The 16,326-nt window shown below is 66.3% G+C and carries 14 protein-coding genes, 1 tRNA gene and 1 pseudogene; 12 read left to right on the forward strand and 4 right to left on the reverse strand.

Going from position 1 to position 16,326, the window contains the following annotated elements; all coding sequences use genetic code 11:
• The first annotated feature begins 72 nt into the window (after positions 1 to 72).
• The 3 genes from PS060_RS07590 to PS060_RS07600 all read left to right on the forward strand — a co-directional run bounded on the left by PS060_RS07590 (position 73) and on the right by PS060_RS07600 (position 3,754).
• Positions 73 to 597, forward strand: coding sequence for a hypothetical protein (locus PS060_RS07590; RefSeq protein WP_273986605.1), 525 nt, complete (start codon positions 73 to 75; stop codon positions 595 to 597).
• Positions 594 to 1,274, forward strand: a complete 681-nt coding sequence (locus tag PS060_RS07595; protein ID WP_273986606.1) for an AprI/Inh family metalloprotease inhibitor — start codon at positions 594 to 596, stop codon at positions 1,272 to 1,274. The genes PS060_RS07590 and PS060_RS07595 overlap by 4 nt, the downstream gene beginning before the upstream one ends.
• A 71-nt stretch (positions 1,275 to 1,345) precedes the next feature.
• The gene (locus PS060_RS07600) at positions 1,346 to 3,754 is read left to right on the forward strand and encodes a serine/threonine-protein kinase (protein ID WP_273986608.1); all 2,409 of its coding nucleotides are present in this window, start codon (positions 1,346 to 1,348) and stop codon (positions 3,752 to 3,754) included.
• Here the strand turns inward: PS060_RS07600 and PS060_RS07605 are convergent.
• Positions 3,751 to 4,302 carry an ECF-type sigma factor gene (locus PS060_RS07605; RefSeq protein ID WP_273986609.1) on the reverse strand — a complete coding sequence of 184 codons (552 nt, stop codon included), beginning with the start codon at positions 4,300 to 4,302 and terminating at the stop codon, positions 3,751 to 3,753. The two genes, PS060_RS07600 and PS060_RS07605, sit on opposite strands and share 4 nt — an antisense overlap.
• 163 nt (positions 4,303 to 4,465) lie before the next feature.
• Between PS060_RS07605 and PS060_RS07610 the strand changes: the two genes are divergently transcribed.
• Positions 4,466 to 7,531, forward strand: coding sequence for a hypothetical protein (locus PS060_RS07610; protein WP_273986610.1), 3,066 nt, complete (start codon positions 4,466 to 4,468; stop codon positions 7,529 to 7,531).
• 33 nt (positions 7,532 to 7,564) lie between these two features.
• Positions 7,565 to 8,257, forward strand: a complete 693-nt coding sequence (locus PS060_RS07615; protein WP_273986611.1) for a DUF3592 domain-containing protein — start codon at positions 7,565 to 7,567, stop codon at positions 8,255 to 8,257.
• 195 nt (positions 8,258 to 8,452) lie between these two features.
• Here PS060_RS07615 and PS060_RS07620 read toward each other — a convergent pair whose 3' ends face one another.
• Positions 8,453 to 10,186 carry a fatty acyl-AMP ligase gene (locus tag PS060_RS07620; protein WP_273986612.1) on the reverse strand — a complete coding sequence of 578 codons (1,734 nt, stop codon included), beginning with the start codon at positions 10,184 to 10,186 and terminating at the stop codon, positions 8,453 to 8,455.
• Between the two features lie 227 nt (positions 10,187 to 10,413).
• Here PS060_RS07620 and PS060_RS07625 point away from each other — a divergent pair, with 227 nt between their 5' ends.
• The 4 genes and pseudogenes from PS060_RS07625 to PS060_RS07640 all read left to right on the forward strand — a co-directional run.
• Positions 10,414 to 10,986, forward strand: a complete 573-nt coding sequence (locus PS060_RS07625) for a regulatory protein RecX (protein ID WP_273986613.1) — start codon at positions 10,414 to 10,416, stop codon at positions 10,984 to 10,986.
• Positions 10,980 to 11,474, forward strand: coding sequence for a DUF192 domain-containing protein (locus PS060_RS07630; RefSeq protein WP_273986614.1), 495 nt, complete (start codon positions 10,980 to 10,982; stop codon positions 11,472 to 11,474). Before PS060_RS07625 ends, PS060_RS07630 begins: the two co-directional genes overlap by 7 nt.
• 200 nt (positions 11,475 to 11,674) lie before the next feature.
• Positions 11,675 to 12,106 (forward strand): NADH:ubiquinone oxidoreductase subunit NDUFA12, encoded by a 432-nt coding sequence (locus PS060_RS07635; protein WP_273986615.1) that lies wholly within the window; start codon positions 11,675 to 11,677, stop codon positions 12,104 to 12,106.
• Positions 12,107 to 12,294: 188 nt separating this feature from the next.
• Positions 12,295 to 12,531, forward strand: a pseudogene (locus tag PS060_RS07640) (DUF2155 domain-containing protein); the annotation flags it as partial.
• Between the two features lie 35 nt (positions 12,532 to 12,566).
• On the opposite strand, the gene aat reads toward PS060_RS07640, so the two are convergent.
• Positions 12,567 to 13,367, reverse strand: a complete 801-nt coding sequence (gene aat, locus PS060_RS07645) for a leucyl/phenylalanyl-tRNA--protein transferase (protein ID WP_273986617.1) — start codon at positions 13,365 to 13,367, stop codon at positions 12,567 to 12,569.
• Between the two features lie 92 nt (positions 13,368 to 13,459).
• On the opposite strand from aat, the gene PS060_RS07650 reads away from it, so the two are divergent.
• The 3 genes from PS060_RS07650 to PS060_RS07660 all read left to right on the forward strand — a co-directional run bounded on the left by PS060_RS07650 (position 13,460) and on the right by PS060_RS07660 (position 15,329).
• Positions 13,460 to 13,535 (forward strand) — tRNA-Trp (locus PS060_RS07650).
• Positions 13,536 to 14,235: 700 nt separating this feature from the next.
• The gene (locus PS060_RS07655) at positions 14,236 to 14,550 is read left to right on the forward strand and encodes a hypothetical protein (protein WP_273986618.1); all 315 of its coding nucleotides are present in this window, start codon (positions 14,236 to 14,238) and stop codon (positions 14,548 to 14,550) included.
• Positions 14,551 to 14,555: 5 nt separating this feature from the next.
• Complete coding sequence (locus tag PS060_RS07660) at positions 14,556 to 15,329, forward strand: NYN domain-containing protein (RefSeq protein ID WP_273986619.1); 774 nt, start codon at positions 14,556 to 14,558, stop codon at positions 15,327 to 15,329.
• Between the two features lie 21 nt (positions 15,330 to 15,350).
• Here PS060_RS07660 and PS060_RS07665 read toward each other — a convergent pair whose 3' ends face one another.
• Positions 15,351 to 16,289, reverse strand: a complete 939-nt coding sequence (locus PS060_RS07665) for a DUF429 domain-containing protein (protein WP_273986620.1) — start codon at positions 16,287 to 16,289, stop codon at positions 15,351 to 15,353.
• Positions 16,290 to 16,326: the final 37 nt, after the last annotated feature.

Below are 16,326 nucleotides of genomic sequence, written 5' to 3' on the forward strand. Positions count from 1 at the left end.
GGATTTGCACCAGCCTTTCGTCCTGCCTTATGACACGCGGTCACTAGGGCAGGGGCGCAGGAGGGAGTAAAGATGGCGAGACGATGGATCATGGCAGCCGCGCTTGCGGCAGGCCTCGCAGGATGCGGCGGCGCGGATGGGGAGGCAGGCGAAAGCAGCGCTCCGGCGGCGGCAAGCGGCTGGGATGCGACTCAGGCCTGCGCGATGCTCGATGTCGGCAAGCTGTCGGCGCTCACGGGCTTGGCGTTCGAGACCGCCAAGCTTACCCCGATGGCGCCGATGACGGACAGCACGGCGGCGACCTCGATGTGCGAATATGGCGGAGCAGGCGGGGCGTCGGCGGTGCTGCTGACCCGCGAAGCGCCCTATGACGATGCCACGCCCGAGGCGATCGCAAAATCGCGCACGGCCGATGGGACGATGGAACCGGCCGAGGATGTGCCCGGGCTCGGCAAGGCGGCGCTGTGGCGCGCGGCACCGATGGCCAAGACCTTGCAGGTGTTCTTCGATGAGCGTCGTTCGGTGGTGGTAACGCTGGTCGGGCGGGAGGCGACGCTCGAACAGGCGAGCGCCGTGGCGCGAGCCGTCGCGCCGTGAAGCGGTGTGCCGCTGCCTTGCTGCTGGCTCTGACGGTCGGCGCGGCGGCGCAGGAGAGCGAGGAAAGCCCCTCCATCGCCGCCGAGCTGGCGGGGGAATGGCAGATCGTGCCGGTGGATGGCCTCCTCGCCTGCACCGTCACGCTCGGGCAGGAACCGGCGCGCGGCGGGTGGCGGGCGGTGCCGGGTGGCCTGTGCGCGACCCATGCCCCGGCAGCGTCCAAGGCGGCGGCCTGGACCTTCGAGGACGGGATGCGCCTGCTCGATGCCACAGGCGCGGTGGTGATGGCGTTCGAGGAGGACGAGACCGCGCTCCCCGCCAGCCCCAGCGTTGCCGCGCCGCAGTTCTACCTCGTCCCCGCGATCCCCGGCTTCGTCAGCCTGCGCCAGCCGGGTGAGTGGGAGGGGCCGTGGCAGATCACCGCCAAGGGGCAGAAGCCTTGCGTGCTCCAGTTCGGCCCGCCCGCCAATCTCGATGCGCCGCGCGAGGGCGGGCGCGTCAGTCTGCGCAAATGCCGCAACCGGGGCTTGGCGCGGATGAACCGCTGGTACCTCGAGGGCATGGATCTGATGCTCGCCGGGCCGGATGATGCACAGATCGCCTTCGCGCCCGACGGGGCCGAGACGCACCGCAGCGATGACGGGCGCTGGCGGCTCGCCCATTGGACGGGACGCTGAGGACACGTCGCGGCCGGGGCTTGACGCAAATGCGGCGGCCACAGCACTAATGCAGCACAAGGGGGGCTTTCATGGCCAGCAATGATTCCGGTCGCTGGGATGCGATCATGGCGGCGTTCGACCGCATCGTGGCGCTCGATCCGTCCGCGCGCGAGGCGGCGCTGGCAGGCCTTGCGCCCGAGGTGGGCGATCAGGTGCGCAGGATGCTGGCGGCGGGCGAGCTGACCGGGATTCTCGATGGTGGCCCGCTCGGCCTTGCCGCGGCCAGCGCTCCGCCTTCGGCCACACTGGCGGCGGGCGATACTATCGGCGGCTTCGTGATCGACCGCCTGCTGGGGCGCGGCGGGATGGGCGAGGTCTATCTGGCCACCCGCGATGATCCCTCGTTCCGCCAGCAGGTCGCGCTCAAGCTGCTGCGGGTCGACATGGCGGTGGATGAAAAACTGTTCGCCCGCGAACGGCGGATGCTGGCGCGGCTCGATCATCCGCATATCGCCCATTTCATCGACGGCGGTGTGACCCCCGAGGGGCGGCTGTGGATGGCGATGGCCTATGTCGAGGGCGAGACGATGAGCGCCTGGGTGGCGCGCACCAACCCTTCGCTGGCGGATCGTCTCGCCGTGTTCCGGCAGGTGTGCGAGGCGGCGGGCCATGCCCACGCCAATCTGATCGTCCACCGCGACATCAAGCCTTCCAACATCCTGATCGACCGGCAGGGGCGGGCGCGGCTGCTCGATTTCGGGGTGGCCTCGCTGGCGGAAGACCCGGATCGTTCGGGGATCACCGGCGGCGTGCTGACGCTGCACTATGCCTCGCCCGAACAGCTGACCGCCGGGCCGGTGACGGTGGCGACCGATATTCATGCGCTGGGGCTGGTGCTCTACACCCTGCTCGCCGACACCCAGCCGTGGGGCGACAGCGGCAGCCCGCTCTCCACGCTGGTGCGCCGCATCGTCGAGGACGAAGTGCGCGGGCCGAGCCGGGCCGAGGCGCGGGGCGCGGCCGCGATCCCGGCGAGCCTGCTGGCGGGCGATCTCGATGCGATCGTGCTCAAGGCGCTGCGCAAGGACCCGGCGGAGCGCTATCCCAGTGTGGCGGCGCTGCTGGCGGATCTGGATGCCTATGCCGAATTCCGCCCCGTCGCAGCGCGCAGCGCGACCACCGGTTACCGGATCAAGCGCTTCCTCAGGCGCTACCGCTGGCAGGTGGCGGCGGCGGCGGCGGTGCTGGTGACGCTGACCGGCGGGATCATCGCCACCACCCGGCAGGCCAATATCGCCGAGGCTGAACGCGACCGCGCGCTGGCCGAGGCACGGCGGGCGGACTCGATCGTCCAGACCCTCACGCTGGCGCTGGCGCAGGGCGGATCGTCGGGCGATCTCACCTTCCGCCAGACCCTCGACCAGACGGCGAAGCGCCTGCTCGAAACGCTCGACGGCAGCGACCGGTCAGGGGCGACCGCCAATGCTGTCGCTGACCTCTATATCTTCGTGCAGGATGCCAAATCCGCGCAGGGCTTTATCGATGCGGCGCTTGCCAAGGGGATCGGCAAGGACAGCCCGCTGGAGACCGCGCGGCTGATGGCAAGCCTTGCCGATGTCGAGGTGAGCATCGGCGAGATGGACCGCGCCCCCGGCCTGCTCGACCAGGCCGAGGCGCTGCTCCCGCCCGGCACTCCCGAGAGCGAAGCGGCGCGCGAATCGATCATCAGCACCCGCGCCTCGCTGGCGCGGCGCAGCGGCGATCTGGATCAGGCGATTGCGCTGATCGGTGATCTCGACCGGGCCGAGCGCGCATTTGGCGGCGACCGGAGCCAGGTGCTGGTGCGTTACAACAACCTGCTGGTCTATCTGATCGAAGCCAATCGTCTGGCCGAGGCCGACGCCGTCTTCGCACGGGCGGACAAGCTGCTGGCGACACCGGGGCTGGGCGACACGATCCAGGGGCTCGGGCTCGATCAGCTGCGCGCTGCCGTGCTGATGCGCACCGACCGCAACGGGCAGGCGGGCGAGGTGCTGCGCCGCGTGATCGAGCGGCGGCGGCGGCTTTATGGCGAAAGCCCGGCGCTCGCCTCCGACCTTTCGCTCTATGCCCGTCAGCAGCTGGCCGAGGGCAAGCCTGATGCAGCGGCAGCGGCAGCGGGCGAAGCGCGCCCGATGCTGGCGCAGTTTCTGGGCGAGGCGTCCGTGCCGGTGGTGCTGCAGGATCTGGTGCTGGCGCAGATCATGGCCGAACAGGGCAATCTCGCCCCGGCCCGCGCCCAGATCGCCAAGGTCGAAGCCGCCGCCGCCGCCATCCCGCCGCTCGCGCCGCAACTGGAGCTGACCCGCGCGGTGATCGAACTTGCCGCGCGTGACAAACCCGCCGCCAGCGCCGCGCTCGACAAGGCCAGGGCCGGGTTCGAGGCGATGGGGCCGGCAGGTGCGTTCGGGGTGCAGAGCGTCGCCAAGACCCGCGCGCGGGTGGACAAGCTGCCCTAGGCGGGCGGCGACCCGCCCTCGGCCATCTGCGCGTGGATCCACGCCCGCGCGCGCACCCACCAGCGGCGCACGGTGCGGTCGGTGATGCCGAGCACTTCGGCGGTCTCGGTTTCGGACAGGCCGACGAAGAACCGGCAATCGACCAGCCGCGCCAGATCGGGATCGTGCTTCGCCAGATCGGCCAGCGCCTCGCCCAGCATCACCAGCTGCTCATCGTCACGGCTCTCTGCGGCGAGATGTTCGAGCGCGCCGGTCAGGCTTGCCCGCTCGCCCTTCCGCTTGCTCGCCAGCCGCGCCCGCGCCGCATCGACCAGCACGTGCCGCATCGCGGTTGCCGCGCAGCCGAGGAAATGCGCCTTGCTCTGCCAGTCGGCGCGATTGCGGATCTTGAGATAGGCCTCGCCGATCAGCGCGGTCGGCTGGAGCGTACCGGGGCTGCCCGCCCAGCGATGCTCGCGCCGGGCGATCTCGTGCAGTTCCTCATAGAGCAACTTGATCAGCGCCTCGGATGAGGGCGCCGGAACGCTTGCGTCTCGTTCGGCCATCATGCCCCCAATCATCCCGATAAGACCCAGGGATGGTGCCGCGCGATGCGGGGATTGGCAAGCAGGCGGGCGGGGAGCGGAGCGAAATTTGTCGAGTCACTTGTCCGGTTTCGACAAGCAATCGCGTCCTGCCGATTGTAGTGACCATCCACGGGAGGGGAATGCGATGATGACGAAATCGACGGGCGTGCGTGTGATGCTGTGCGCGCTGGCTGCCACAACGTGCCTTTCGGGCAGCCTTTCGCCCGTGTGGGCGCAGAGCGCGCCTCCGGGGCGTCCGCCGCGTGTTGCCCCGACGCCGACCCCTTCGCCGACGCCGACACCCACGGCGACCGCCACCCCGGCGCGCCCTGCGCCGATCCGTCTCGGTGCGCCCAAGCCAGCGGCAACGCCTGCGCCTGCTGCCACGCCGACACCTGCGCCCGCGCCGATCCGGCTCGGCACGCCCAAGCCTGCCGCCGCTCCTGCCGCTGCGCCGACCCCGGCCCCTGCGCCGATCAGGCTGGGCGCGCCCAAACCCGCCACCGCGCCCGCAGCCCAGCCTGCCACCACGCCTGCGCCCAAGCCCGCCGCGCCCGCGCCCACGGTGAGCTCGGCCAAGCCGCCCGCTGCCGCGCCAGCGATCAAGGTTGCCCCTGCGGTCGCCGCTCCGCCCAAGGCCGACGTCAAGGCACCGGGGCCGGGCGCGGTGCCTGTCAGCCTCGAAATCATGCCCTTCGCCAAGCGTGAGAGCGATGCGCCGCGCGGCGGGATGGACGAGATCGTGCCCTCGGCCCGCCAGGCCGCGCCCAAGGTGCCCGATGCCGTCGCGATGCCGAACGGCAGCACCTTCACCCCCAAGCGCACGGTGATCGCCCAGGGACGGTTCAGCGACCGGCTCAAGCAGCTCGGCCCGACCCAGACCTTCACGCTGGCGCAGATGAAGTCGGGCGCGCCGATCCAGCTCGGCAACACCCGGGTGGACATGAGCCGGGTGCTGGCCAACCCCCAATCGGTCGCCAACCGGGCTGTGGCGCTCGACAGCCTCAAGGGATCGGTGCGGGTCAACAACACCTCCTTTGCCGCAACGCGGGTGAAGGACGGGCTGGTGGTGCGCAGCTTCGTCAATTACTCGCTGCTGCCGGGCACCTGCACCGTCGCAACGCGCCGCGCCGCCGTGGAGAAGGCCGGGGTGCGCTGCGCCACGCCGATGACCGCCGCCCAGCGCGACAAGGCGTTCTCGACCCCTGGCGATCCCCGCTATGTCGCCGATCCGGCCCTGCGCGCGCAGGCGCTGGCCGAGGCCAAGAAGCAGGCGGATGACGATGCCAAGATGCTCGCCAAGGATGTCGCCGCGCTGCGCGCCGATCTCAAGATCCCGCAGCTGCGCGCCGAAATGGTGGCCGCCATCGGCGAGGCCGAGGTCAAGCGGATCGAAGCCCTGAGCGATGCCGATCTGGCCGCCGAAATCGTCAATTCGGGCGACACCAAGATGGAGGATGTCAGCTACATCCCGATCAACGACACGGTCGAGGCCTTCAAGCCCGCGGTCAAGCTTGGCCTCGCCCCGCCGCCCCCGCCCGGCCCGGTGGCGCAGGAGTTCGACCTTGGCACCCAGTATTTCCTCGCCGGTTTCACCTTCGGGCGTGAATATGAATGGCGGCTGCGGATCGAACAGCGCATCAACCGCTGCCTGATCGGCTGCGCCAAGACCTACTACGTCGAGGCCTTTGCCGGGTTCAATTACGGCCTCGGCCTGCGTTTCCCGATCGAGGTGACCGGCAAGGCGAACTTCAAGAAGGAGACGAACGGCACCACCACCGCCTCGGTCACGCCCACCTTCCGCACCTTCGACGGGCAGGAATCGCACTATCTGGCCGCCGGGTTGCCCAAGGAAAAGCTGTTCGACGCCAAGGAATTCGTCGCGCAGTTCGGCGCCCATGCCGGGTTCGGTTTCGATGTGCCGCTCTATCCCTCGCTGTCGATCGCCTTCTCCAAGCAGCTCGATTTCACCGATTACCTTGGCAAGGAATTCAACGGCGGCAACTTTACCCCACCCGTTCCGGGCAAGCCGATGGTCGGCAATCTCACGCTGTATGATGTCGACCTGATCGGCGGACAGGGCAATTTCGGCTTTGTCGGCGCGCAGGTCTTCCCGTCGGCCAACATCATCCTGACCTCGAACGAATTGTCGCTGACTGTCGCCGACAAGAACGGCAAGCCCCCGGTCAAGCTCACCACCAGCGGCGCGACCGTGCCCGTCAATGCCGATAGCAACACGGGGGCGCTGGAATTCGACATCAAGGACCCGGTCTACAATCTCGAACTGACGGTCGAGCCGGGCATCGTCGCCCGGGTGTTCGTCGATGTCGGAGTGTGGGGCAAGAGCTGGGATATGCCGGTCTATTTCCCCAGCCTCGCGCTCAAGGTGCCATCGGGCGGCGTGACCTTCGCCTGCCATGACGGGACGGTGTGCTCACGCGATTATGCGCTGGTCCCCAACAGTCAGGATATCGCGCTGCAAGGCATCGCCAAGTGGGTCAACCAGTTCGAGACCTACTGGTTCGGCCAGTGCCGCGATGCGCAGTGCGAGGGCGACATCCGCTTCATCCGCGCAGGTTACGAAGGGGTGATGAAGGGCCAGATCAAGAAAGCGGGCACCCCGTCGCCCAGCAATCTCGGGGCTGATCCCTTCTTCGCCGGGAAGTTTACCGAAGCCGGCAACATTGCCCAGAAGCAGAAGCGGGAATCCGATCTCAGGCGGTTCAACATCGAATTCGAGCCTACCTGGTCGGCCAAGTGCGCGGACAACAAATGCCGCAGCGCGATCAAGCTGATCCGCACCGCGGCGGATATCGACTTCAAGAAGCTGATTGCGACCGATCCGCCCGTGCTCAAGCCGGGCGAAGGGATCTATATCGAGAGCTTCGGCTGGAATTCGCGCATGACGAAGGCCGAGGATGAAGCGATGGTCTCGATCGTCGAAAGCATCGACACCAAGCTCGCCGCATCGGGCGAGACGTGGATCGCGCCGGTCAAGAACAGCTACCAGAAGCAGTGCCTCGATCAGCGCTGCCGGTTCGAAGTGGCCTTCACCGCCGATGTGATGGGCGGCGAGGCGGCCAAGATTTCCAAGCTCAGCCCCGATCTCAAGAAGGAAGGCGTGGTGGCCGAAGTGACCAAGCAGTTCAAGCCGCGCTTCGAGAAGGCGGTGAAGGACAGCAAGAACCGCGTCAGCCCCGAGATCAAGTAATCGCGTGCAGCAACCTGCAAGGGGGAACGTGTGATGAAGGACGCGCGCGCCTCGATCGGCTGGCTGTCGGTGATCTTCGTGCCGGTGGGGGCGGTGATGCTCCTCATCGCCGGGTGGATGCTGAGCCGCGATCCGCTGTTCTCCGGCGCGGGGGCTGAGGCGGAGGGGGCGGTGGTCGATCTCGAACGGTCAGCCTCGGGCAATGGCAAGGCGAGCTACTATCCCGTGGTTGCCTTCCGCGACGCGGCCGGCCGCGAACATCGCTTCACCGGCACCATCGGCAGCAACCCCCCTTCCTATCAGAGGGGGGAGACTGTCGCGGTGCGCTATGATCCTGCCGCGCCGGAAGAGGCGGTGATCGACAGCTGGACGGCGCGATTGATGGGGCCGGGGCTGACAGCGGGTATGGGGGCGCTGCTGGTGTGGCTGGGGCTGCGCTCGATCGGGCAAGCGCTCGCCGCCCGCCGCCGCGCACGGGTGCTGGCCGCGCGCGGGATCGAGCTACCCGCGCAACTGCTCGAGGTGTTTCGCGATACCAACGTATCCGACAGCCGGGGGCGCTGGTTCCGGATTGCCTGCCTCGCGCAATGGCCCGCGACCGGCGCGGCGATGCGCTTTGTCAGCGCGCCGATGCCCGACGATCCCGCCCCGCTGCTGGCGCAGGGGGCGATCAGGGTGCGCGTCGATCCGCAGGATGCCGGGAATTATGAAGTGATCATTGCATGACGCCGGGCAGCCGCCTTCGTCAGGCGCGCAGGCGCTGAAACAGCCGCCTCAGCCACCCAGTTGCGGAACCGGTCGCAGCAGGCCCATGCGCATGGCATACAGCCCAGCGCCCACTGGGGCGGAAGAAAATGGCGATCCGGCCGGTGAGCGATGCAAGAGGAATGTCTGACACGGCATTCCTCCTCAGGTTATTGCTCAAGCCGCAAGGCTGATCGGCACGATCTCGCCCGCCAGATAGAGCTTCTTGGCCTTGGCGCGGGAAAGCTTGCCCGAGCTGGTGCGCGGCAGGGTGCGGGGCGGCACCAGTTCGACGATGCAGCTCATGCCCGTGACCGAACGCACCTTGTCGGCGATCTGGTCGCGCAAGCGCACGCGCTCTTCCGGGTCGGAGACCTTGCAGTGCACCAGCACCGCGGGGGCTTCCTCGCCGTTTTCCATTTCGATCGCGAAAGCGGCGATGTCGCCGTGGTTGAAGCCGGGCAGCTGCTCCACCGCCCACTCGATATCCTGCGGCCAGTGGTTCTTGCCGTTGATGATGATCATGTCCTTCGCCCGGCCGACGATGAACAGATAGCCATTGGCGGTGTAACCCATGTCGCCGGTGTCGAGCCAGCCGTCGACGAGGCAGTCCTCGGTGGCCTCGGGGTTGCGGAAATAGGAGTGCATGACGCTCGGCCCGCGGCACCACACCTTGCCGATCTGATGATCGCCGCGGCGCTCGCCATTCTCGCCCTTGATGGCGACTTCCATGTCAGGCAGCGCCTTGCCGCAATTGACGATCGCGCGGTAGCGGGCCGGACGCGAGAGATCGCGCGGGGCGCCCGAGAGCCGCTCTTCCTCGACCAGTTCGACGCGGATACCCTCGCCCGGCGGCATCACGGTGACGGCGAGCACCGCCTCGGCCAAGCCATAGGAGGGGGTGAAGGAGGAGGCCTTGAAGCCCGCTTCGGCAAAGGCGTTGACGAAGTTCTGCATCACGTCCGGGCGGATCATGTCCGCGCCATTGCCCGCGATGCGCCAGCGCGACAGGTCGAAGCGCTCGGCCACCTGGCTCTGGCTGGAGATGCGGCGCGCGCAGATGTCGTAGCCGAAGGTGGGGGAATAGGAGAGCGTGTTGCCCGGATTGCGGCTGATCATATCGAGCCAGGCGAGAGGCCGGCGCGCGAAGGCATCGGGCTTCAGGTAATCGCCCGAAACCTGATTGGCGATCAGCGACAGCAGGCAGCCGACCAGCCCCATGTCGTGATACCACGGCAGCCAGCTGACGCAGCGGTCATTCTCGCCGAGGTTCATCGTGGTCGAGTGACCATACAGATTATGCAGCAGCGCACGGTGGGTGACGGCAACGCCGGTGGGGAAGCGGGTCGAGCCGGAGGAATATTGCAGGTAGCAGATATCGTCCGGGCTGGCCTGCGGCAGTTCGCATTCGGGCGCGGGGCGCTCGCCGAACGCTTGCCAGCTTTCCGCCGCACAACCCTGCCGCGCGGCGGCGGCCTCGGCCATTTCGGCGATCTCTTCGGGGTAGAGCAGCAGCTTGGGGTCCGAGCTCATCAGCTGCACGGCGAGCTGGTCGATGAAGCTCTCCTTGCCGCCAAAGCTGGTCGGCAGCGGCAGCGGCACCGGCCATGCCCCGGCATAGACGCAGGCGCAGAACAGCGCAGCAAAATCGGCGCCGGTTTCCGCGATCAGGGCAACGCGGTCTTCCTTGCCGATGCCGGCTACAATCAGGCGGCGCGCCATCACCAGCGCATCTTCGCGCATGGCGGAATAGGGATAAACCCGCGCCAGCTCCCCGCGCATATCGTGGAAGTTGAGCCCCTTCAGGCTCTGCGCGGCATAGTCGATCGCTTCGTTGAAGGTTGCAAATTGCGCACGGATTCGCGGCAGATCGCAGTCATTCGGCGTCGGCGTCAAAGCGGCGTCGGTCATATTTTTCAGCGATACCCGTAAGTTGCGGCGCGGTTCATGGTGTTGTCCCTCCCGCGCTCTGGCATAACCCCGTGTCGCCGGGCATAGTCCGGCGGCGTCCAATGTTTCGCATTTGATAAGGAAAGTGGCACGAATAAGGCGAAATGGTTTCACGTAAAGCGAATTCGTCATCATTCGGTCGTGGGGCCGGACAGGATGAGCGGCCCTCGCGCCGCGATGCCAGACGGGTGAAACCGCCGCTGGGCGAGGCGCAATTGTGCGATCTGGCGCTGCATTATGCCGCCCGCTTTGCCACCACCGCCGCGCGCCTCGAGGCCTATCTCGGGCGCAAGATCCGCGAGCGCGGGCTGGCCGAGGATGCAGATGGCCGGACGATAGAGGTCGATATTCCCGCGCTTGTCGCTCGGCTGGTGGAACTCGGCTATGTCGATGATGATGCCTATGCCCGGATGCGCGCCCGCGATCTGGGCGGGCGCGGTTATGGTGCAAGGCGGGTCGAGGAAAGCCTGCGCCATGCCGGCGTTGGCGAGGCGGTGCGCACGGCCCATGCGCCGGGGGAGGCCGCGAGCCGCCGTGCCGCCATGCTGATGGCGCAGAAACGCAGGATCGGGCCGTGGGGCGCCGCGCCCGAAGATCCGCTTGCCGCCCGCAAGGCCCACGAAAAAGCCGTTGCAGCAATGCTGCGCGCAGGCCACCAGTATGACCATGTGAAAGTCATCCTCGCCGCCGCCCGGCCCGAGGATGTCGAAGATTGGCTGGCCGAGGCCGCCACTGACGAAGGGATGGACGAACAATGGTAAGGCAGATGCTGATTGCAGGGGCGCTGGCAGCGCTGGTGGCCTGCTCGCCGGGCGGCGGTGCGACCGCGACGGCGCAGACGCCCGCACCAGCCGCGTCCCCGGCGATCCATCCGGTCTCGGGGCTTGAGGTGATCGATCTGACGGTGGATCGTGGCGGCAAGAAAATCGCCTTCAAGGTTGAACTCGCCGCCAGCCCCGAGGCGCAGGCGCGCGGGCTGATGTTCCGCACGCAGCTGGGCGATTTCGAGGGGATGATCTTCCCCTCGGGCGTGCCGCAGCCGCGCAGCTTCTGGATGAAGAACACCCCGCTCAGCCTCGACATCATCTTCATCGGGCCGGACGGGCGGATCGCCAATATTGCGGCGAACACCACGCCCTATTCGCTCGATTCGGTCAGCTCCAAGGGGTCGGCCAGCGCGGTGCTCGAACTGCGCGCAGGCCGCGCGGCGGCGCTGGGGATCGTGCCGGGCGATAAGGTGGTGTTCTAGTTTGCGTGCCCGCCTGCGCGCGGAGTTTTTTGTGTTCCGCACGCCATCCGGCGCGCGAAATCCTCGCTCACGCGGCCTGAAGGCCGCATCGCTGCGGGCGGCCGGTCGGCCTTGCGGTCCGTCCGTTGGCGGACCGAGCTTGTCCGCCCACTCCAATCCCATCTTGGCGCGCCGGTACTAATCCGCTAGGCGCAGCCCCCATGGGAATCCTCGCAAAGATCTTCACCTGGTGGGACGGTGCCACGCTCGGCACCCACCTTTGGGCCAGCCGCGCCAAGGGCGAGCACGTCGGCACCGATGCTGCGGGCAACAAGTATTACCGTGAGCGCAGCAGGGCGGGCGGGGCCAATGATGGCTCCTATACCAGCCGCGAAAAGCGCTGGGTAATCTACAACGGCGCCAATGATGCCAGCCGCGTGCCGGCCGAATGGCACGGCTGGCTGCACGGCACCTATGACGATGTGCCCGAAAGCCACCTGCCCCCGCCGCGCATCTGGGAGGCCGATTACACCCCCAACGCCACCGGCACCATGGCAGCCTATGTCCCGCAAGGCGCTCTGGAGCGCGGCGGGCAGCGTGCCCGTGCGGTCGGCGATTACGAGGCCTGGACCCCCGGCAGCGCGGACAGCTGAGGCGCAAAGGGGTGCGCGCCGCTGCTCTGACAAGCCTGCTGGCAGCCTCGCTGGCGCTTTCGGCCTGCGATTACTTCACGGCGCCCGAGGGCGAATCGGTCGAAGTTCCGCTTGACGATGCAACGGCGGCGGCAGCGCCCTCTGCCTCCTCGTCCGTCGCCCCCGGCAATGATTACGGCGCAACGCCGATGAACGAGCGTGTTGCGGTGCTCGGCTTGCTCAACAAGCGCAACAACGTCTCCGAAGAGCTGAAACTAAAGCCCGGCGAGGCGCGCGAGATCGGCCCGGTGATCGTGCGCGTCTCGGCCTGCGAGCGTACCGCGCCGTGGGAAATGCCGCAGGAAACCGGCGCTTTCGTGCAGGTTGACATCCGCGAACGCGGCGCGGCGCAGCACGCGCGGGTGTTCTCGGGCTGGCTGTTTCGGGAGTCGCCCAGCCTCAACGTGGTCGAACACCCGGTCTATGATGTCTGGATCAAGGACTGCATTATGAGCTTCCCGGGCGAAGAAGGCCCGGCCTCGCCCAAGGCGGACGCTTCGGGCAAGCCAGCCGCGCGCCCCTCGGCCCCGGCCACTCCGGCCCCTGCCGCCGCCGCCACGCCCGCCGCATAACCGCCGTCGAAAACACGCCAGGCTTCGACAAGGCTGCACTGCGGCTGCCCTTGCGCCCGCTCAACCAGCCGCCGGTAATCGGCCTGCGCGAGTTCTGTCGCGCCCATCGAGCGCAGATGATCGGTCATGAACTGGCAGTCGAGCAGCGCGTAGCCCGCGCGCCGCATCAATGCCACCAGCCATGCGAGCGCGACCTTGCTTGCATCGGGCACCCGGCTGAACATCGATTCGCCGCAGAACACCCGGTCGAACGCGACCCCATAGAGCCCGCCCACGAGCTGCGGCCAGCCATCCTCGCCCGGTAGCCAGCATTCGACCGAATGGGCGTTTCCGGCGCGATGGAGGCCGAGATAGGACTGCACGATCCGCTCGGAAATCCAGGTCTCGGGATGCTCGGCGCGCGGAGCGGCACAGGCGCGGATCACCTGTTCGAACGCCCGGTCGACCGTGACCAGGAAGCGGTCGGCGCGGATCACCTTGCGCAACGATTTGGAGATATGCAGCCCGCCAAGCGGAATGATCGCCCGGTCGCGCGGTTCGACCCAGAACACCTCGGTATCCTCGCGCGTGTCGGCCATCGGGAAGATCCCGCTGCGATAGGCGAGAAGCAGGGTCTCGACCGGGATCGGAGGGCGTTGGGGGGCGTGCATGGTTGCGCTGCACAATACAACGCCCGTCGCCCCGTGGCAAAGAGGATTGCCTAACCCGCGAGCCTCGGATAAGGGGCCGCTTCCGCCAGTGCAGGGGTGTAGCTCAGCTGGTAGAGCATCGGTCTCCAAAACCGAGGGCCACGGGTTCGAATCCTGTCACCCCTGCCAACTTTTTCTTGAAGTTCAAGCTTCTGAAAAGTAACGGTTTTTTCTTCGAGTCAAAATCCTGTGGTACCCCGTCGTGGTACCCTTTAGTGGCCATGACCAGGCGGCTATGAATCGCTCTCGCATGACGTGCAAGACCGGCCTTCAAAAATTTCGGGTATCCACCTGTCTTGCGCAGGATCATCCCCGCGCAACTGGACATTCCGATCGGCGCTTTGGCGGTGATCCAAGGTTCACGAGGCGCAGGACCCCTGCAAATCGATGATAGGCCGCACGCCCGGTCTGCGGCGGCGTGTCCCTCGCTGATGCCACCTTCCGCGAAGGGTTGTGTCGATAACTGCGAGGTCAGCCACTACCACTAACGGCATCAGGCAAGGTTCTGCTCGAATGGACGAGAGCTGGCGCATGCTCGCCCATCCTCCATCGGTGCGGGGTCCGGCTCAGATCTATGACCAGTGTCGAACGCTCGATTTCCGCGCGCACTCAAATGCCCCAAAGATAATAAGAATCTGATGAAAGTGAGTCTGGTCAATAATGCGGACATTACTAAACTCGCTCAAAAAATAAAAAATCTCTCCAACAAATTTGGTATCAAATAATAGCCGGACCTATAAACGCCTATTCAATCGATTGGAGGGGGCATAAGAATGATGATAATATTATAGCTTGCCCGAAGAATAAAGACTCGCAAAGTGAGCATAAATTGAAGCGTGCGCGGCGAACCCAAATCATTGTCGAAAAGGCTGTAAGGCAGGAGAAGCGCCTTCGTGATCAAAACGGCGACAGCCCGCTCGACCCGAGCGAGCCGCCGCTTCACGGGCTTCCTGCCGCAGCGATCATTTGTGCGATCCGCCTCTTGAGGCGGGCGTTTCGCTCGGGGAGAGAGTTCAAGCCCAAGACCATAGCCGACACGGTTGCCGGCATTTGCTCTTTGACGGACGAACAGCGCGCGCTTCTCCTCAAGTGGATCGTCTGGGCCACTCGCCGAAACAAGATGTTAGGACAAAGCAGCTACTAGGCGGGATGGCCACCGAACTTGAGCGCCCCCAGCGCCTCGCAATCCTGATCGACGCCGACAATGCATCGCCGCGGACAGCAGCGGCGATCTTCGAGGAGATCGCGACCATCGGCGAGGCAAGCGCAAGGCGCATTTATGGCGATTTCTCGGGCACGCGGCTCAAGGGGTGGTCTGAGGTGCTGGCGACCTACGCAATCATCCCCCAGCAAAATTTCGCCAACACGGTCGGGAAGAACGCTTCGGATATCGCGCTGGTCATCGACGCGATGGACCTGCTTCATAGTGGCAGATTTGAGGGGTTCTGCCTGGTCTCGTCGGACAGCGACTTTACGAGGCTTGCCGCCCGCATCCGAGAACAGGGCCTCGACGTCTACGGCTTCGGCGAACACAAAACCCCCGAAAGCTTCCGCCGGGCATGCAAGCGGTTCATCTATACCGAGAACCTGCTTCCGCCGGGTGACGGATCGGTGCCTGCCGGGGCTGAGGCGGTAGGGAACGGGGCGGTCAGTGGATCGTCCAAGATGCCGCCGACCGCAGCGATACCCCACATCCGCACGGCCATCAGCCAAATCGACGATGTTGACGGATGGCACTTTCTGGGGGCGGTGGGCACGCGGCTTGCCGCGCTGATGCCCGACTTCGACCCTCGGACATATGGATGCCCGAAGCTGCTCACGCTTATCGAGAAGTCGGAAGCCTTCGAGGTCAGACGCGACAATCTGAGGGTCTACATCCGGCCGAAGCAGACAGGTTCGCCGAAGGCAAAGCGGCCCGGCTGAACGCCACACGGCATCGCTGCCTTACAGGTACTTTGCCAGCTCCTCGTCATCTTCCAGATTGTCGTGCCAGACCTCCCTGCGCAGCTCGGCGCGATCGGAGAAGGGGCTGCTGGGCAAAAGCGTCCGCGATTGGATGACGGGGTCGGCCATTGGAACCCAGATGGCAGAAAGGTCGTCGCCGGCCATCGGCTTTGCTCCGCCCTCAAGGGCACGGATCCCGCAGATGCAGCAGATGATCGCGTCGATCATGTCCTCCTGCGACTTGAGCTGCTTCGTGGTCAATTCGGAGGTGCTGCAAAAGGCTCCGGCACCCTGAAGATAGGGCTCAAGCACCGTGCCGATCGAGCTCCATTCGTCGGATAGCAGAAGCCGCCGGTGCTCCGGTTTGGATTTCGGCCAGTAGGACCGCAGTTTGCCGACCTTGTAGGGCAGACGCTTGGGCTCGTCGCAGAGCTCGACTAAGGCTGGGTGCGGGTAGACTTCGATCAGGCCCGGCGTCGCGATTTCGCGGACGCACAGCGGGTATCCCGCCTCGCCAAAACCCTCGCGCAAGCGATCACTGATGGGGCCCGGGCGTTGGGCGTTGGGGCTGTGAGCGGCGCACCATCTGGCACCATAGGCCCGTGATAGCGCATCATCCGAAGCGCGCCGTGTCGTGATCGGCTCACGAGCCATGGGCATGTCGATCGCGACCAGATCAGGCAGGCGGCCCGCCAATGCGCGCGTGGCTTCGAGCAAGTCGCGGGCCTGCCCGACGCCGCCGGAGGGTTTCTCGGGCGCTGGCCGCTTGTGCGCTTGGGCTGTAAAGTGCTCGACCGATGGGAAGGCACCTTTGAGCATCCAGCCTTCCGGCTCCTCAATTGCGACGGCAATGCCCGAGGGGTTCTTATCCGTCCATGCCGCGTCGATCCCGAGGACTACTCTCATCACATGCATCTCTTTGCTGCCGATTTCGGTCACCGGCCCTTGGGCTGTAAAGAAGCATCTGGTAACAAGA

It is taken from the genome of Erythrobacter sp. BLCC-B19 (genome assembly GCF_028621955.1).
Classification (GTDB): domain Bacteria; phylum Pseudomonadota; class Alphaproteobacteria; order Sphingomonadales; family Sphingomonadaceae; genus Erythrobacter.